The 17,788-nt window shown below is 74.2% G+C and carries 16 protein-coding genes; 13 read left to right on the forward strand and 3 right to left on the reverse strand.

Going from position 1 to position 17,788, the window contains the following annotated elements:
- The first annotated feature begins 52 nt into the window (after positions 1–52).
- The 9 genes from ACFQ11_RS07495 (at position 53) to ACFQ11_RS07535 (ending at position 6,940) form a co-directional block, all read left to right on the forward strand.
- On the forward strand, positions 53–1,204 hold the full coding sequence (locus ACFQ11_RS07495; protein WP_378297174.1) for a TadA family conjugal transfer-associated ATPase: 1,152 nt from the start codon (positions 53–55) through the stop codon (positions 1,202–1,204).
- A complete protein-coding gene (locus ACFQ11_RS07500; RefSeq protein WP_378297175.1) occupies positions 1,201–1,887 on the forward strand; it encodes a type II secretion system F family protein in 687 nt (228 codons plus the stop codon). The genes ACFQ11_RS07495 and ACFQ11_RS07500 overlap by 4 nt, the downstream gene beginning before the upstream one ends.
- Positions 1,888–2,619 carry a type II secretion system F family protein gene (locus ACFQ11_RS07505; protein ID WP_378297177.1) on the forward strand — a complete coding sequence of 244 codons (732 nt, stop codon included), beginning with the start codon at positions 1,888–1,890 and terminating at the stop codon, positions 2,617–2,619.
- Between the two features lie 78 nt (positions 2,620–2,697).
- Positions 2,698–2,874, forward strand: coding sequence for a DUF4244 domain-containing protein (locus tag ACFQ11_RS07510; RefSeq protein ID WP_378297179.1), 177 nt, complete (start codon positions 2,698–2,700; stop codon positions 2,872–2,874).
- A gap of 11 nt (positions 2,875–2,885) precedes the next feature.
- Positions 2,886–3,272 carry a TadE family type IV pilus minor pilin gene (locus tag ACFQ11_RS07515; protein ID WP_378297181.1) on the forward strand — a complete coding sequence of 129 codons (387 nt, stop codon included), beginning with the start codon at positions 2,886–2,888 and terminating at the stop codon, positions 3,270–3,272.
- Between the two features lie 262 nt (positions 3,273–3,534).
- Positions 3,535–4,008 carry an Rv3654c family TadE-like protein gene (locus tag ACFQ11_RS07520; RefSeq protein WP_378297183.1) on the forward strand — a complete coding sequence of 158 codons (474 nt, stop codon included), beginning with the start codon at positions 3,535–3,537 and terminating at the stop codon, positions 4,006–4,008.
- 228 nt (positions 4,009–4,236) lie between these two features.
- The gene (locus tag ACFQ11_RS07525; RefSeq protein ID WP_378297185.1) at positions 4,237–5,496 is read left to right on the forward strand and encodes a hypothetical protein; all 1,260 of its coding nucleotides are present in this window, start codon (positions 4,237–4,239) and stop codon (positions 5,494–5,496) included.
- A 78-nt stretch (positions 5,497–5,574) separates the two neighbouring features.
- Positions 5,575–5,943, forward strand: a complete 369-nt coding sequence (locus ACFQ11_RS07530; protein ID WP_378297186.1) for a hypothetical protein — start codon at positions 5,575–5,577, stop codon at positions 5,941–5,943.
- Positions 5,944–6,085: 142 nt separating this feature from the next.
- Complete coding sequence (locus tag ACFQ11_RS07535) at positions 6,086–6,940, forward strand: phosphotransferase family protein (RefSeq protein WP_378297188.1); 855 nt, start codon at positions 6,086–6,088, stop codon at positions 6,938–6,940.
- Positions 6,941–7,167: 227 nt separating this feature from the next.
- On the opposite strand, the gene ACFQ11_RS07540 is transcribed toward ACFQ11_RS07535, so the two are convergent.
- A complete protein-coding gene (locus ACFQ11_RS07540; protein WP_378297189.1) occupies positions 7,168–9,453 on the reverse strand; it encodes a DEAD/DEAH box helicase in 2,286 nt (761 codons plus the stop codon).
- A gap of 239 nt (positions 9,454–9,692) precedes the next feature.
- Between ACFQ11_RS07540 and ACFQ11_RS07545 the strand changes: the two genes are divergently transcribed.
- From ACFQ11_RS07545 to ACFQ11_RS07560, 4 genes are all read left to right on the forward strand, one after another.
- Positions 9,693–10,046, forward strand: a complete 354-nt coding sequence (locus ACFQ11_RS07545; protein WP_026402937.1) for an STAS domain-containing protein — start codon at positions 9,693–9,695, stop codon at positions 10,044–10,046.
- Between the two features lie 11 nt (positions 10,047–10,057).
- Positions 10,058–10,495: an ATP-binding protein gene (locus ACFQ11_RS07550; protein WP_378297192.1), complete on the forward strand. Its 438-nt coding sequence runs from the start codon at positions 10,058–10,060 to the stop codon at positions 10,493–10,495.
- A 529-nt stretch (positions 10,496–11,024) separates the two neighbouring features.
- The gene (locus tag ACFQ11_RS07555; RefSeq protein WP_378297194.1) at positions 11,025–13,451 is read left to right on the forward strand and encodes a sodium-translocating pyrophosphatase; all 2,427 of its coding nucleotides are present in this window, start codon (positions 11,025–11,027) and stop codon (positions 13,449–13,451) included.
- Positions 13,452–13,707: 256 nt separating this feature from the next.
- Positions 13,708–14,178 carry a SixA phosphatase family protein gene (locus ACFQ11_RS07560; protein WP_378297196.1) on the forward strand — a complete coding sequence of 157 codons (471 nt, stop codon included), beginning with the start codon at positions 13,708–13,710 and terminating at the stop codon, positions 14,176–14,178.
- Between the two features lie 12 nt (positions 14,179–14,190).
- On the opposite strand, the gene ACFQ11_RS07565 is transcribed toward ACFQ11_RS07560, so the two are convergent.
- Together ACFQ11_RS07565 and serB are read right to left on the reverse strand one after the other, a co-directional pair.
- Entirely contained in the window at positions 14,191–16,440 is a 2,250-nt protein-coding gene (locus ACFQ11_RS07565; protein WP_378297197.1) for an FUSC family protein, read from the reverse strand.
- 112 nt (positions 16,441–16,552) lie between these two features.
- Positions 16,553–17,755, reverse strand: a complete 1,203-nt coding sequence (gene serB / locus ACFQ11_RS07570) for a phosphoserine phosphatase SerB (RefSeq protein ID WP_378297198.1) — start codon at positions 17,753–17,755, stop codon at positions 16,553–16,555.
- Between the last annotated feature and the right edge of the window lie 33 nt (positions 17,756–17,788).

Below are 17,788 nucleotides of genomic sequence, written 5' to 3' on the forward strand. Positions count from 1 at the left end.
GGCAGAGCCGGGCCGCGGACGCCGGGCCGGCGACAGACATCGAGGAGGGGGCATGACGCGGCTTTCGGACGCGGTGCGCGGGCGGCTGGCGGACACGGGGGCCGAGCCGACGGCCGGGCGGGTGGCCGCCGCCCTCCGGGCCGAGGAGCGCCTCCTCGGCGACAGGGAGGTCCTCGCCCTCACCGACGAGCTGCGCGCGGAGTTCGTCGGCGCCGGTCCCCTCGAACCGCTCCTGCGATCGCCGGACGTCACCGACGTCCTCGTCAACGGGCCCGACGAGGTCTGGGCCGACGCGGGCGGCGGGCTCGTCCGCACCGACGTCCGGTTCCCCGGCGAGCCCGCGCTCCGCCGCCTCGCGCAGCGGCTCACCGCGGCGGCCGGGCGCCGCCTCGACGACGCCGCGCCCTACGCCGACGCCCGGCTGCCCGGCGGCGTCCGGCTGCACGCCGTCCTGCCGCCCATCGCGCCCGGCGGCACCTGCCTGTCCCTGCGGCTCCCCCGCCGCCGGGCGTTCACCCTCGACGAGCTCGTCGCCACCGCGACCGTCCCGGCCGAGGGCGCCGCCCTCCTGGCCGCCGTGGTCGCGGCCCGCGCCGCGTTCCTCGTCACGGGCGGCACGGGCACCGGCAAGACGACGCTGCTGAGCACGCTGCTCGGCTCCGCCCACCCGTCCGAGCGGCTCCTCCTGGTGGAAGACTCCGCCGAGCTGCGTCCCGACCACCCGCACGTCGTCCGGCTGGAGGCCCGCCCGCCCAACATGGAGGGCGCGGGCGGCATCACCCTGAACGACCTGGTCCGCCAAGCCCTCCGCATGCGCCCCGACCGGCTCGTCGTGGGGGAGGTCCGGGGCGCGGAGGTGGTCGTCCTCCTGCAGGCGCTCAACACCGGGCACGAGGGCGGCTGCGGCACCCTGCACGCCAACACCCCGGCCGACGTCCCCGCGCGCCTCGAGGCGCTCGCGTGCGCCGCCGGGCTCACCCGCGAGGCCGTCCACAGCCAGCTCGCCGCCGCCCTCGACGTCGTCGTCCACCTCGCCCGGGCGCCCTCGGGCGCCCGCCGGGTCGCGGAGGTGAGCCTCCTGCAGCGCGCGCCCGACGGGCTGGTGGCCGTCCACCCCGCCGTCACGTTCACCCCCGCCGGCGAGACGGTTCGCCATCCCGGCGCCGCCGCCCTGGCGGCCCGGCTGCACCCGCACTGGACATGACGGCCGAACTGGCGGCCCTGTGCGTGTCCGCGGCGGTCTGGACGCTGGCGGCGCCGCCACGAGCGTCCCGGCGTCTCCACGGCGTCCTGTCCCCCCGCGACCCGCGAACCGCCCTCACGACCCACCTGCGCACCCTCCGTGAACGCCGCACCCGCACCCGCCGATGGCGCACCTCGGTCATCGAGCTCTGCGACGGGATGGCCGCCGAACTGGCCGCCGGCAGAGCCCCCGAGGACGCCTTCGCCTCGTCCGCCGCCGTCCTCGACCCGCACATCGCGAAGGAGCTGCTCGAATGCCGCGACCTCACGGACCTCGCGAAGACCCCGGGCGCCGAGGGCCTGCGCCTCCTGGACGCCTGCTGGCGCGTCGGCGCCGAACGCGGCGGCACGCTCGCGACCGTCCTGGACGGCCTGGCCGCCGCACTCCGCGACGAGGAGGCCCAGCGCCAGGACGTCTCGGTCCAGCTCGCGGGCCCCCGGGCCACGGCCCGCCTGCTCGCCGTGCTGCCCCTCCTCGGCATCGCCATGGCGGCGGCGCTCGGCGCGCGCCCCCTGTCCTTCCTCTGCGGCTCGCTCCCCGGCCTCGCCTGCCTGCTCGCCGGGGCCGCCCTCAACGCCGCCGGCCTCTGCTGGACGGCGCGCCTGGCGAGGAACGCCGAGTCGCCCCGACCACCGGGACGCTGAGTGATCACAGCCCTCGCGGCCGTCCTCTGCGCGGCGACGGCCGTCCACATCCGCACGAGACGCAACTCCGGCCGGAGGCTCGCCCGATGCTTCAGAACCCCACGACGGAAGAACGGCCCCCCGAGAGACGCACTGCTCCGCCGCGCCGCGACGGCGGCCGCGGCCGTCCTTCCCACCCTCCTGTTCGGCCTCCCCTTCGGCCCCCCGCTGGGCGCCCCCGCCGCCGCGGCCGTCTGGTACGCGTTCCCCCGCCTGGGCGGCGCGGAGCGGGCCCGCCGCCGGGCGCGGCTCATCGCCGACCTCCCCGTGGCCGTGGACCTGCTCGCCGCCTGCCTGCGCGGCGGCACGCCCTGGCAGGACGCGGTGGACGCAGTGGCGGACGCGATCGGCGGCCCCCTGGGCGAGGAACTCGACCGGGTGTCGGTGCAGATCCGCCTCGGCGCCGACCCTGCCACCGCCTGGCTCGCGCTCACCGCGGAACCGACGCTCGCGCCCCTCGCCCGGGCCGCCGTCCGCGCGACCTCGCACGGCGCCGCGCTCGCGCCGTCCCTCGCGCGGCTCGCCCGGGACCAGCGGCGGACGTCCCGCGCCGCGGCGGCGGGCCGCGCGCGGGCCGCCGGCATCAGGGTCCTCGCCCCGCTGGGCCTGTGCTTCCTGCCCGCGTTCGTCCTGCTCGGCGTCGTCCCGGCCGTGGCCGGCATCGCCTCGACGATCCTCGTCCCCGCGCCATGAGTTATCCACAGCCCGGCGTTCCGCCGACGTCCTCGATCCCCATGCCAGAACCTGGAGCCAACCGACACGGGAGGACCCATGAACCCGATGCAGCGCTGGAAGAACAAGGACGCGGGCATGTCCACCGCCGAGTACGCCGTCGGCACGATCGCCGCCGCGGCATTCGCGGGCCTGCTCTTCAAAATCGTGACGAGCTCGCAGGTACAGGACATGTTGTTAGCGATCGTGGAGCGGGCCCTCCAGCTCGCCGACTGAGGGACCGGGGCATGGCCACGGCGGAGATCGCCGTGGCCCTCCCGGCCCTGGTCCTGGTCACCGCGATCGTGCTGTGGGGGATGACGGCCGTCTCGACCCAGCTCGCGTGCAACGACGCCGCCCGAACGGGCGCGCGCGCCGCGGCCAGAGGCGAATCCCTGACCGCCGTACGGGACCTGGTCGCCAGGGCCGTCCCCGAAGGCGCCACGGTGAAGGTCACCCGCGACGAGGGCACCGTCCTCGTCGAGGTGACGGCCCCCGTCGCACCCCCGGCGGCGGCCCGCCTCCCCGCCCTGGTCGTCCACGCCCACGCCGCAGCCGCCACCGAGCCCGGCACCACAACCGCCCCACTCCGACCCCCCGGCCACGAAGGAGCCGGGCAGCGTAGCGACGGTTGAACCGGGCGCCGCAGGCACGAAGAAGCCGGACGTCGCGTGCGGGCGGGACGCGTGCTGCGCCACGACGGTCGAGCGGGCGTCGTAGCGGTGATTGAGGGGTGCGGTGGTGGCCGAAGGGGGCCCGGCTGTGGATTGGAGATGGGTGCCGGTTGCTGGAGGGGCTGCATGCGAAGCGTGCGCGCCACGGACGGGCAGGCGGCCGGGGCCGGGCAGAGGACAAGTGGACGGGTGGAGGACGGGCGGACGGGTGAGGGGTGGGCGGATGTTTGTATTCGGCGGCTCTGCCAGGTGTGGTCGTTGGTCGAAAGGGTGGGGCGCCGGGCTCGTTTCTTGGGGGGCGGCAAGGTGCGGGCCAGGGGGCGTGGTGAGCGGGGGGCGTGGTGAGCGGGGGGCGGGGACGTTGTGGGTGGTGGCGTTCATGGCGGTGATCTGGATGGGCGGAGTGGCCGCGATGGCGGTGGGCGGGGTGCGGGCGGCGCGGCATCGGGGGGATGCGGCGGCCGATCTCGCGGCGCTCGCGGGAGCGGCCCATGCGGCGGACGGGCGCGAGGCCGCCTGCGGGCGGGCGCGGGAGATCGCGGCCGCGTCGGGGGCGCGGCTGGAGGGATGCGCGGTACGCGGGGACGTCGTGGAGGTGCGGGTGATCGTGCGAGTGAAGGGGCCCGGGGAGATCGGTGATCTTCGGATCGTTTCCCGGGCCAGGGCTGGTCCTGTGGGAGATATGGGCGTAACCTGACGCGACCCAGTTCGTTGAACTGAACGTCAATAGGTCGCGACCGGAGCCACTGTCACCTCATTTGTCACCCATCTGTGACTTACGTTACCGGTTGGTACGTTACGCTGCCGTAAGCCCCCGCTCAGCACTCGGCACAGTGAGCCCCGCGACCCGGACGCAGTCGAAGGGATTGACGCCGTGACCATCATTCGCAGGATCGGTGCGATCGCGCTCGCGACCCCTCTTGCGATGAGCATCCCGGTCATCGCCGCGCCGCCCGCGTCGGCCGAGACGACGATCCTCAGCCCCAAGGACGGCGCGGTCATCACCAGCGGGTCCCAGCTCACCGCCAAGGCGAACGCGGACTTCTACGCGGCCAAGGTGGAGCTGCGGATCAGCGGGCCCGGCGTCGGCGACAAGCTCCTGGACGAGCAGAGGTTCGCGTCGGGCGAGCTCACCGGGACGTTCCCGATCACGCACAACGGCGCTTACAAGCTCTACGTGGATCACGAACTCTGGAACGAGGTCGCGGCCAGCAACTTCACCGTGAAGGTGCCCCCGGCGACCCCCTCGGGCGTGTCCGCCGCCGTGTCCGGCGAGAAGCTCGTCGTGAAGTGGGGCATGGGCAAGGAAGCGGACCTGGAGGGCTACACGCTCAGCGGGTCGGGGGTGAAGCCCGCGGCCGGGTCGGTGGGCACCTTCTGCAGCGGCGGCGCCTGCTCCGCGAGCCTGCCGCTGACCCAGGACAGCGGCACCTTCTCGGTCGAAGTCCGCGCCAAGCGGTCGGACGGCGCCGGCGGCTCGGTGTACTCGGACGCCGCGAACGCGAGCGACGTCGTCGCGGCGGCGAACGCCCCGTCCGGCGGCGGGTCGACGTCGCTGCCCGCGGGGGGTTCCTCGGCACCGAGCGCGTCCACGGCGCTGACCCCGTTCAACGAGCAGTCGCCGATCACGCTGCCGTCCGTCCAGCCCGACGGCGCGACCCCGGGCCTGGTCTATCCGGCGCCGGAGATCGCGGGCGACGCGCCCGTCGCGCAGAACGTCGCGGCCACCGACCGGTTGCAGTGGGGCAAGAGCATCGGGATCGCGCTCGTGCTGCTGGTCGTCGCGGCGCACCTGGGCACGTGGACGCGGAGCCTGCGCGTCGCCGGCGCCGCGACGAGCTCGCGGGGCAGGGCGGCGCGGATCGCCCGCGGCGGGACCGGGCGCAAGCGGGTCACCAGGATGCGCGAGCACATCGCGCGCGCCGAGGCCGTCGCGAAGACCGGCCACGTGAAGCCGAAGACACCGAAGCCCGACTCCGCCGAGCCGGCCGGCGCGAAGGCCGCCCCCGCGAAGGCCGCCACGAGGCCCGGCTCCGCCAAGGCGCCCGCCGCGAAGGGGGCGACGGCCACGATGCCGGCGAGGGGCGGAGCCAGGCGGGCGCCGTCCCGCAAGGGCGGCGACGCGGCCGGGCGGCGCCGGCCGGCGGGCGTCGACGTGAAGGTGGCGCGCTCGCGACGCAAGTGATCGTCAGGGGTGGCGACCGAAATGTCCGCGGTCTAGGCTGCGGTGCCAGTCGGACTGCCGGAGAGGAGAACCTCCCGCATGATCTTCCTGGGGCTGGTCCTGGTGCTGGCCGCCGTGCTCGCGGCGGTGGCGGTGGTGCTGGACAACACGGGCGAGGCCGGGCTGACGGCGTTCGGTGACGCGGTGCCCGGGGTGACCGAGGAATGGCACGTGTTCATGGCCGGTGCCGTGGTCGCCGTGGTGTTCATGTCCGGCGTGACGGTGGCGGCGTTCGGGTTCAAGCGCGCGATCGAGATGCGCAGGGAACTGCGGGATCTCCGGGACGAGCACGAGGAGTCCCTGCAGACCCTCGAGATGGAGCGGCGGAAGCTGCAGCAGGCGCTGGCCCAGGCCCGCCGCGGCATGGGCGAGGAACCGTCCGTCCCCGCCCAGCGCGTCGCCCCCTGACAGGCGCGGCGGGCGCCCGGCCCCGCCCGGCGCCAACGCCGCCCATGAGGCCGGCGCTGTCCGGACGTCCTCGACGTGCGGTGCGGCCGGTGTCGCCGAGGGGGCGCCGAGCCGGGATGCCCGTGTCATCGAGGAGTGGGACGTGGACGTCCGGACTGCGCATCGCGCTCTGCTGAGCGCCCTGCTGCCCGAGGACGATCCCGCGGTCGTCCCCGTGCGGCGGGGGCAGTTCCACCATGTCGCCATCGGCTCGGACCGCGTCGTGTGCCTGCCCCGCACTGCGGCGGCGGCCGATCGGCTGCCGGGCCGGGCGGCCGTCCTCCGCGCCCTCGCCCGGCTCGACCTGGGGTTCCGCACGCCCGTACCGCTGCGCGAAGGCGGCGCCGGGGAGGTGCCGTTCCTGGTGCTCGACCGGCTCCCCGGGGAGCCGCTGGAGGATGACGCGCTGCGCGATGCCCGCGTGGCCGACGCCGTGGCGGCGCAGTGCGCCGCGCTGCTGGCCGGGCTGCGCCGTGCCGCCGCCGACGAGGCGGTGCGCGCCGCGCTGCCCCGGGAGCCGGCGGACCGGTGGCGCCGGTTCGCGGACGGCGTGCGCGCGGAGCTGTTCCGTTTCATGTCCGGCGACGGGCGCCGGCGGGCCGAACGGGAACTCGCGGCGCTCGGCGGCCTGCCGCACCTCGCCGGGGCGGTGGTGCACGGCGATCTCGGCGCCGAGAACGTCCTGTGGGAGTGGCGGGACGGCTCGCCGCGCCTCGCCGGAGTGCTCGACTGGGACGACGTCGCGCTCGGCGACCCCGCGGAGGACCTCGCGGCGCTCGCCGCCGGGTACGGCGACGACCTGCTGGGGCGGGTGCTCGCCCGCGGCCCCGGCCGGGAGGCGGGCATCGCCGACCGCATCGCCGCGATCCGTGCGACCTTCGCCCTCCAGCAGGCCCTCGCCGCCGTCCGCGACGGAGACGAGGAGGAACTGGCGGACGGGCTGAGCGAGTACCGCTAGCACATCCGCCTCGTACGGGTCTCCCGCGCGCCCGAGGACGATGCGGACGCCGGGGCTGGACGCGCCCGCGCGGAGTCTCACGGGGCGGGGGTGTCGGAACGGCCCAGGGACCGTGCTGCGGGCGGGGGCGGTCAGCAGGTGGTGACGGCGCCGTTGGCGGGCCGCCCTGGACGCCCTCCTGGCGCCGCCGGGCGGGGCCATGGACGGACACCGCGCCTCGCGGGTGGTCAGGGGGCTCGTTCGAGGAGGGCGTCCAGGAGGACCAGGGCGCCTTCCTTGTCGAGGGGGTCGTTGCCGTTGCCGCACTTGGGGGACTGGATGCAGGACGGGCAGCCGGTGGCGCACTCGCAGGAGCCGATCGCGTCGCGGGTGGCGCGGAGCCAGGACGCGGCGTCGGCGTAGCCGCGTTCGGCGAAGCCCGCGCCGCCCTCGTGGCCGTCGTAGACGAACACGGTGAGCAGGCCCGTGTCGGGGTGCAGGGCGGTGGAGACGCCGCCGATGTCCCAGCGGTCGCAGGTGGCGAACAGCGGCAGCAGGCCGATGGACGCGTGCTCCGCGGCGTGCGCGGCGCCCGCGAGGTCGAGGTCGAGGCGTTCGGTGACGTCCGCGGAGAGCGTCCACCAGACGGCGCGGGTGCGGAGGGTGCGCGGGGGGAGGTCGAGGGGTTTCTCGCCGAGCATCTCGCCGGTCTGCATGCGGCGCATCTGGTAGGCGACGACCTGGCGGGTGACGTCGACGGTGCCGAAGCCGAGGGTCGCCTCCCCCCACGCGGACGAGCGGAGACGTTCGACGATGCCGATGTCGGTGACGTCGCGGGCGGTCGTGGAGTAGTCGGGTTCCGCGGGTTCGACGAGCGCGACGGAATCGTCGAGGTCGAGGGTCTGCACGATGAAGGACTCGCCCTGGTGGACGTAGACGGCGCCGTCGTGGACGGTCGTGTGCGCGGACGCCTCGTCGACGGTGCCGAGGAGGCGCCCGGTGGACGACTCGACGACCTGGACGGGCGCGCCGCCTGCGCCGCGGATGTCGGCGAGCTCGACGGCCTTGTCGCGGCGCGTCCAGTACCACCCGGCGGGGCGGCGGCGGAGGAACCCGCGGCGCACGAGGTCGGGGAGGAGGTCGGCGGTGGCGGGGCCGAACAGTTCGGTGTCGGCCTCGGTGAGGGGGAGTTCGGCGGCCGCGGAGCACAGGTGGGGTTCGAGGACGTAGGGGTTGTCGGGGTCGAGGACGGTCGCCTCGACGGGGGTGCCGAAGATCGCCTCGGGGTGGTGCACGAGGAACGTGTCGAGGGGGTCGTCGCGGGCGACGAGGATCGAGAGGGACGCCTGGCCGGTGCGTCCCGCGCGTCCGGCCTGCTGCCAGAGGGACGCGCGGGTGCCGGGCCAGCCGCACACGATGACGGCGTCGAGCCCGGAGACGTCCACGCCGAGTTCGAGGGCGTTGGTGCTGGCGAGGCCGATCAGGTCGCGGGAGCGCAGGGCCGCTTCGAGGGCGCGCCGCTCCTCGGGGAGGTAGCCGGCGCGGTAGGCGGCGATCTGGGCGGGGAGGTCGGGGGACACGTCGGCGAGCGCGCGCTTGGCGCCGAGCGCGACGGATTCGGCGCCGCGGCGGGACCGGACGAACGCGAGGGTCTGCACGCCTTCGACGACGAGGTCGGCGAGGAGGTCGCCGGCCTCGGCGGTGGCGGTGCGGCGGACGGGCGCGCCGCGCTCGCCGCGCAGGTCGGTGAACGGCGGTTCCCACAGCGCGAACGTCGCGGGCCCCCGGGGGGACGCGTCGTCCTGCACGGCGACGACGTCCAGGCCGGTGAGGCGGGACGCGGTGGTGGCGGGTTCGGAGGTGGTGGCGGACGCGAGGACGAACGTGGGGGACGCGTGGTAGCGGGCGCAGACGCGGCGGAGGCGGCGGAGGATCTGCGCGACGTGGGAGCCGAACACGCCGCGGTAGCCGTGGGCCTCGTCGATGACGACGTACCGGAGGCGGCGCAGGAACGACGACCAGCGGGAGTGCGACGGGAGGATCGACCGGTGCAGCATGTCCGGGTTCGTCAGCACGTAGTTCGCGTGCCGGCGGACCCAGGCGCGGTCCTCGCGGGGGGTGTCGCCGTCGTAGGCGGCGGCGCGGACGCGGGTGAGCCGCAGGGCGCGCAGGGCGCGGAGCTGGTCGGCGGCGAGGGCCTTGGTGGGAGAGAGGTAGAGGACCGTGCCTTCGCGGTCCTCGTCGTAGACGGCGGCGACGGCGGGCAGGAGGTAGGCCAGGGACTTTCCGGACGCCGTCCCTGTGGCGATGATCACAGACCGTCCGGCGCGGGCGTGCTCGGCGGCGGCGGCCTGGTGCTCCCAAGGGGCGTCGATGCCGGCGGCGGCGAGGCGTTCCACCAGGAGGGGCGGCGCCCAGGAAGGCCAGGGCGCGCGGCGGCCCTCACGTGCGGGGACGCGCTCGACGTGGGTGATGCGGTCCCGGCGCGTGGGGTCGGCCAGCAGCCGGTCCAGGGGAGATCTGTGCGCGCCCATCAGGTTTTCAGTTTGCCAGCCTGGGCAAAACTACGGGAACGCCCCGGCGCCGGTGGCCGATCCCCCCTGCCTTCGCAGCGGATCAGCAGGTCAGACGGGAGGCGCTGACTTTCGCCCGAGTGGGCGATAACGTGCGTACACCGCGCCGGAGCGTGGTTGAATCACGGCGATGTCCCGCAGGACCGGCCCCCGGTCGGGGATGGCGGGACCGGATTGTGCTGCACGGCGCTGGAGGATCTGTGGACCTGAAGGTGAACGACTACACCACCGACGATGGCCTCACCGTCATCAACGTGGAGGGCGAGATCGACGTCTACACGGCGCCGAAGCTTCGCGAGAAGCTCATCGATCTGGTCAACAAGGGGAAGTTCCACCTGCTCGTGGACATGGAGAAGGTCGAGTTCCTCGACTCGACGGGCCTCGGCGTCCTGGTCGGCGGGCTGAAGCGGGTGCGGGCGCACGACGGCTCCCTGGAACTGGTGTGCACCCAGGAGCGCATCCTCAAGATCTTCCGGATCACGGGGCTGACCAAGGTCTTCGGCATCCACGACTCGATCGCCGACGCCGAGGAAAAGCGCAAGGGCGCCAAGTAGGCGAAGCGGCAGTGGAGACCGTTGAACTGTCCATCAACGCGCGGCCCGTCCACGTCCGGACCGTCCGCTTGATCGTGACCTCCGTGGCGCGCCTGAACGGGGTCGGCGAGGACATCCTGGACGAGGTCAGGCTGGCGGTCGGCGAGGCGTTCTCGCGGGCCGTGGAGGCGCACGTCCGGTACTGCCCGGACGAACCGATCCGGCTGGAGCTCACCGGCGGCGACCGGCGTTTCGAGGTCACGGTGAGCGACACGGTGCCCGGGGACGACCCGGGCGGGTTTCCGGCGGCGCCGGACGCCGACGACCTCGAGTACGGCTTCGGTGAGGACGCGGCGGAGCTGGGGCTGGCGGTCATCGCCGGGCTCGCCGACGACGTGGACATCTCCGCGACGCCCAAGGGCGTCCAGATCCGGATGAGCTGGCCGGCCGAGGCCGAAGCGAACGTCTGACCGCCCTCGGCGTACCCGAAGGCCCCGCCGCCGGCGGGGCCTTCGCCATGTGCGTCCCCTCGCCGCGGCCGGGCGGGGCTTCGATGATCTCGGTAATGGCGGGGGCGGGTGTCGCTCGGGGATCTTGGTATGAGATCGTTCTGCCGGAAGATCACGGATCGCCGGCATTTTCGGGCTGATCTTAATCGGGGTTCTAGTTCGCCTTGAACTGGGTGGCGCGAGTGATTCGTGTGCGGGGTGTGCCGGTTGTCCGGTGTCAAGGTTGCTTTGAGGTAAGAGGATGCTTGCCTGGGTTGACCTGCGGAGATGCCGGGCGATTTCCCGTCGAGGTCAAATTCGAGAGTAAATTCCATTGCGCGATGGTGACGTTCCCGTTAAGGCTCTTGTGCCCTTCTTGATCACGGGTCGCGTGCGTAGACTCGCGGCACGCGCGTTGCCGTGAGAGGCGTTCGAAATCACGACTTGCGGGGTAAGCGGTAAAGATCGACTTTGACGGTCGAGATCGCAACGCCCCTGTCGAGGAGGACGGATGTCTGGGCTTTCCGTGTCAAGCCCGGCCGGCGCTGAAGTGGATCTCGGCGGCGGCGACCTGTCCCTGGTCGTCGTCGTCGCGGTGATCGCGCTGCTGGCACTGGCCGTCGCCGCGGGTCTGGTACGCGATGTGCTGGCCGCGGGCCAGGGCACCGAGAAGATGCAGGACATCGCGAAGGCGGTGCAGGTGGGCGCGGGCGCCTACCTGAAACGCCAGTTCCGCACCGTCGCGATCTTCGTGGTGCTGATCCCGCTGGTGCTGCTGCTCCTTCCCGCGGACGGGACGGGCGAGCGCATCGGGCGGTCGGTGTTCTTCGTCATCGGGGCGCTGTTCTCGGCCGTGACCGGCTTCACCGGCATGTGGCTCGCGGTGCGCGGCAACGTGCGGGTGGCGGCGGCCGCGCGGGAGGAGGGCGGCGAGCGGACGGCGATGCGGATCGCCTTCCGGACGGGCGGCGTCGCCGGGATGTTCACCGTCGGGCTGGGGCTGTTCGGCGCGGCCGTCGTCGTGCTCGCCTACCAGGGCGACGCGCCGCGGGTGCTGGAGGGGTTCGGGTTCGGCGCGGCGCTGCTGGCGATGTTCATGCGGGTCGGCGGCGGCATCTTCACCAAGGCCGCCGACGTGGGCGCGGACCTGGTGGGGAAGGTCGAGCAGGGCATCCCGGAGGACGATCCGCGCAACGCGGCGACGATCGCCGACAACGTCGGCGACAACGTCGGGGACTGCGCGGGCATGGCGGCGGACCTGTTCGAGTCGTACGCGGTGATGCTGGTCGCGGCGCTGATCCTCGGCACGACGGCGTTCGGCACGCAGGGGCTGGTGTTCCCGCTGATCGTCCCGATGATCGGGGTGATCACGGCGGTGATCGGGATCTTCGCGGTGATGCCGCGGGCGGGCGACCGGTCGGGGATGACGGCGATCAACCGGGGCTTCTTCATCTCGGCGCTGTTTTCGGCGGTGCTGGTCGCGATCGCCGCGTTCACGTACCTGCCGGGGTCGTTCGCCGAGCTGGACGGCGTCACCAACGCCGAGATCGCGAACATGGACGCCGATCCGCGGTGGATCGCGCTCGGCGGCGTCCTCATCGGGATCGTGCTGGCAAGCGCGATCCAGCTACTGACCGGCTACTTCACGGAGACGAACCGCAAGCCCGTCAAGGAGGTGACCGGCAGCGCCCGGACGGGCCCGGCCACGGTCATCCTGTCGGGGATCTCGCTGGGGCTGGAGTCGGCCGTCTACACGGCGCTGGTGATCGGCGGCGCGGTGTACGGGGCGTTCCTGCTCGGCTTCGGCAACACGACGGTCGCGCTGTTCGCGGTGGCGATGGCCGGGACGGGCCTGCTGACGACGGTCGGCGTGATCGTCTCGATGGACACGTTCGGGCCGGTGTCGGACAACGCGCAGGGCATCGCGGAGATGTCCGGGGACGTCCAGGGCGAGGGGGCGGCGATCCTCGAGCGGCTGGACGCGGTCGGCAACACCACCAAGGCGATCACGAAGGGCATCGCGATCGCGACGGCGGTGCTGGCGGCGACGGCCCTGTTCGGCTCGTACCGCGAGACGGTGGTGTCGGCGCTGAACGACGCGTCGCAGGACGCCCGGAACGCGCTGGGCGACTTCCAGACGTTCGGCCTGTCGATCGACAACCCGAACGTCCTGATCGGGCTGATCATCGGTGCGGCGGTGGTGTTCCTGTTCTCCGGCCTCGCGATCATGGCGGTCGGACGGGCGGCGGGCCGGGTGGTCGTGGAGGTGCGCGAACAGTTCCGTACCAAGCCCGGCATCATGGACTACACCGAGAAGCCCGACTACGACCGGGTCGTGGACATCTGCACCCGGGACGCGCAGCGGGAACTGGCCACCCCCGGCCTGCTGGCGATCATGACGCCGATCGCGGTCGGGTTCGCGCTGGGGTACGCGCCGCTGGGCGCGTTCCTGGGCGGCGCGATCGCCGCCGGGGTGCTGATGGCGGTGTTCCTCGCGAACTCGGGCGGCGCCTGGGACAACGCGAAGAAGCTGGTCGAGGAGGGCGAGCTCGGCGGCAAGGGCAGCGAGGCGCACGAGGCGACGATCATCGGCGACACCGTCGGGGACCCGTTCAAGGACACCGCGGGCCCCGCCATCAACCCGCTGATCAAGGTGATGAACCTGGTGGCGCTGCTCATCGCGGACGCCGTCGTGACGTACGCGGGCAACGTCCCGCTGCGCGTCGGCGTGACGCTCGGAGCGGTCATCGTCGTGGTCGCCGCGATCGTGATCTCCAAGCGCCGGGTCGACCCGATCGCCGAACCGGCCCTGGCGGGCCCCGGCCCGTCCGTCGGCGGCGGCGGCGCCGAGGCGGTCGAGGGGCCGGCGCCCGGGGAGGCGCCGGTCGAGGCCGCGCCGCGCGCGGAGGGCGAGGAGTCGGAGGTCAACAAGGCGTGACCGCATGCGGGCGGGGACCGGCCGGACGGCCGGTCCCCTTCCGCGCGGGCGGTGTCGGGAGCACGGGTGACCGGTCGTACGCTGTACGTGGACCGCGAAGAGACCGGGAGGCGTGGTGGCCGGGGGCAAGTCGACGATGTCAGGGCCCAAGGGGTTCGCCCTTGTGCTCGCCGGGATGCTCGGGATCATGGCCGTGCTGTGGGGGCTCGCCGCGCTCGTCGCCCCCTGACCCGGGCCCCTCCCGTAGGGTGCGGGCATGCCGACCCTGATCGTGCTCCGGCACGCCAAAGCCGAGTCCGGGCTGGACAAGGCCGACATCGACCGCGCGCTCGCCGACCGGGGACGCCGCGACGCCGCGGCCACCGGCGAATGGTTGCGCGCCCGCGGACTCGTCCCCGGGTACGTCCTCTGCTCCACGGCCGCGCGCACACGCGAGACCCTGCGGCACCTGGCGTTCGACGCCGCGGAGACGTCCTTCGAGTCGCGCATCTACGACAACCACCCGGGGACGCTGTTCGACCTCGTGCGGGAGGCGCCCGAGGACGTCGCGACGGTCCTGCTGGTCGGGCACAACCCGTCCGTGCACCTGTTCGTCCACGACCTCGCCGGGGAATCGCCGGACGCGTTCCCGACGTGCGCGCTCGCCGTCATCGACGTCCCCGGCGCCTGGACGGACGTCCGTGCGGGCGCGGGCACGCTCGTCACCGTGCGCACGCCGAAGGACTGAGCGGGACGGGCGTCAGCGGCGTCCGGCCGCCGCGAACGACGCCTCGACGACCCGTCCGGCGTCGCGGCGCAGCGACCGGATCGCGTAGCGGGTGCCCGACACCTGCAGCAGCGCGTGCCGCAGCGGCGTGAACTCGTCCCGCCCGACGCCCGACTTGATCTCCGCGCGGCGCCGCCGGGTGATCGTCGAGAGGTGGTCGTCGAGGTCGGCGAGCTGCTCGCGGAGTTCCTCGACGGCCGCGGCGTCCCCCTCGTCCCGCCGGTCCGGCGGGTCCTCCAGCACCGCCCCGGCCTCCTCGAGCTCGTCGGCGATCCGGTCGAGGATCTCGGGGATCGGGCCGGTGTCGACGGCGGCCTCCCGCGACATCCGCGACACCGCGATGAGGTGGTCGCGGACGCGGTGGGCGGCGCGGACGGCGGTGCGGAGCCGGGCGATCAGCTCGGTGTCGGGCACCCGTTCCTGCGCCAGCCGGTCGCGGGTCTCGGCGACGGCCTCCGCGGCCCGCTCCGCGGTGACGATCACGTCGTGCGGCAGCCGCACGTGCTCGCCCGCGAGGACGTCCGCCGTGGACCGGACGAGCGCGGCGTGCGTGCCGGTGAGCCTGCCGAGCTGCACGGGGAGCCGTTCGAGGTGACCGGCGGGCCACAGCAGCCGGACGGAGAGGTAGGCGAGCAGGGCCCCGGCGACGGTGAGGCCGACGCGCTCCCCCGCGGTGCGCCAGTCGGACGGGACGGAGAAGTCGAGCAGCATCATCGCGAGCGGCGTCCCGAACAGGGCCCAGTACGAGAAGTTGACCGAGCGCATCGCGAACCCGGCGAACGCGAACAACAGGACGATCGCCGCGACGGTGAACTGGCCGGGCGCGAGCGTCAGCAGCACCGCCGCGACGATCGAGCCCGCGGCGGTCCCGCCCACCCGCTGCACGAGCCGCTCGACCGTCTCGCCGTAGGTGGCGCGGAGGCTGAGCATCGCGGTCAGCGTCATCCAGTGGCCGTGCGACAGCCCGAGCGCGGCGGCGAGCGCCATCGACACGACGGCCGTCACGAAGACGCGGGACACCTGCCGGAACCGCGGCGACCGGGTGGCGACGGCGTCGCGGATCCGCGGCCACGCGGTCGCCGGGTGCGGCTCGGGGAGGCGGGGCGGCCCGAACCCGAGCCGCAGCCCGCCCGCGGTGATGCGCCGCGCCGACGCGACCTCGCCCGCGATGCGGTCGATGGACCGGCGCACCTGCCCGATGAGCGCGACCGCGACGAGGTCCTCCTCGCCCGCGAGCCCGGCGCGGCGGACGCCCTCGGCGGCGCGTCCCATCCGGCGGACGGCCGCGGACTCCTCCCCGCCGAGCGGCGCCTCCCCGGACGTCGCGACGGCGCCCGCGAGCAGCCGCAGCCGGGCGGCGAGCGCGGAGATCGCGGTCTGCGCCTCCATCTTCCACTCGCGGTCCGGCGGGTAGTTCCGCGCGGCCTCCACGACGGCCTGGAGCGTGACCGTCTCGTGCAGGACGCGGGCGAGCGCGTCGATGAGCCGCTCCGGCCGCGTCGGGTCGTCCCGTCCCCGGTCGGACCGGTACAGCCCGAACGTGGTGCGGGCGGCGGTGAGCGCCTCCGACGCGGCCCGCCGCCGCTGCTCCCAGTCGGGGAGCCGGGTGACGGCCAGCAGGTCGGGGTTCGTCAGCTCGACGGCGTCCAGCGGTGCGGGGTCGGGCGCGTCGACGTGCTCGGCGACGGCGTCGAGGGCCTCGGCGACCGCGTCGGCGGCGTCGCACAGCGCGGTGTTCAGCGGACGGAGCCGCCGCGCGGGCCACGGCGCGAGCAGCAGCGCGGTGACGAACGCCCCGCCGATCAGCTCCAGCAGCCCGACGTCCAGGACGACGTCCGGCTGCCGCGGCCGGACCGCGGCGAGCAGCACGGCGAGCCCGGCGGTCGGCCCGATCCGCGGGACGGCGACGCCGAGCGCGATCAGCGGCGGGACGACCCCGGCCGCGAGCCACGCGTTCTCGGCCAGCAACCCCCCGACCGTGGAGCCGACCGCCACGACGACGACGCCGACGCCCAGGTCGCGGGCGCGCGCGCCGTACGGGCCTTCGGGCGTCCGCAGGGCGACCAGGTACGCGCCGAGCGCGACCATCGCGCCCTGCGCGGCGTGCCCGGTGAGCGCGCCGGCGAGCAACGGCACGGCGATGCCGAGCGCGGCCGCGACCCCGTACCAGGGCGCCGCGCTCCCGTTCGCCTGCGCGTACGCTTTCCGCGCACGCTCCCACACCGTTGCCCCTCCAAGATCACCGACCGCACCACCGGCCTACCCTGGTGATCAACGGTACGAACGGGGAACGGTGCGGCGGCCCCGTTTCATTCCGGGCGCCCGCCGGGCGGTGCTAGCGCAGGGCGTCGGCGGCGTCGGCGGCTTCCACTTCTTCGCGGGAGATGCCCAGGAGGAAGACGATCGTGTCGAGGTAGGGGACGTTGACGGCGGTGTCCGCGGCCTCGCGGACGACGGGCTTGGCGTTGTAGGCGATGCCGAGCCCGGCGGCCTGCAGCATGTCGAGGTCGTTGGCGCCGTCCCCGATCGCGACGGTCTGGGCCAGGGGCACGCCGGCCTCGCGGGCGAAGCGTTCGAGGGCGGCGGCCTTGCCGGGACGGTCGATGACGCGGCCGACGACGCGGCCGGTGAGCTTGCCGTTCTCGATCTCGAGGGTGTTCGCGGCCGAGTAGTCGATCCCGAGGTCGTCGACGAGGGCGTCGGTGACCTGGGTGAATCCGCCGCTGACGATCGCGAACTTGTAGTCGAGGCGTTTGAGGGTGCGCACCATGGTGCGGGCCCCGGCGGCGAGCTTGAGCCGGTCGCGGACCCGGTCGATGGCGGCGGCGTCCAGTCCGGCGAGGAGCGCGACGCGCTCGCGGAGGGAGCCCTCGAAGTCGAGTTCGCCGCGCATGGCGGCCTCGGTGACCTTGGCGACCTCGGCGAGGCAGCCGGCGTGCTCGGCGAGCAGCTCGATGACCTCGCCCTGGATGAGGGTGGAGTCGACGTCCATGACGATGAGGCGCTTGGCGCGCCGGGCCAGCCCGCCGGGCTGGACGGCGACGTCGACCTGGCGTTCGGCCGCCTCGGCGGCGAGCCCGGCCCGCAGGGCGTCGGGGTCGGCGCCGGAGACGTCCATCTCGATGCAGGTGACGGGGGTGCTGGCGAGGCGCTCCATGCGGTCGATGTTGGCGCCGTGCGCGGAGATGCGGCCCGCGATGCCGGCCATCGCGGCGGGGCTCAGCGGCGCGCCGAGGACGGTGACGTGCAGCCGCCCGCGCCGCTTCGGGGTGCGCGACTCGCGGCCGGTGGACAGTTCGACCTCCATGTCGAGGTCGGCCGCGACGCGCTCGGCGGCGTTCCACACGCTGCCGATGTCGGCGTCGGCGGAGTAGGCGACCAGCACGCCGAGGACGAGCCGGCCGCGGATCACGACCTGTTCGACGTCGACGACGCTGACCGGGAAGTCCGACAGCGTCCTGAACAGGCGCGACGTCACGCCGGGGCGGTCGCGTCCGGTGAGTGTGATGAGCAGCGTGCGCTCGGCTGACCCGTCCATCGTGTGGTCCACGCTACCGGCTCGCGGCGCCGC

Source organism: Actinomadura sediminis, assembly GCF_042675525.1.
GTDB classification, from domain to species: Bacteria; Actinomycetota; Actinomycetes; order Streptosporangiales; family Streptosporangiaceae; genus Spirillospora; species Spirillospora sediminis.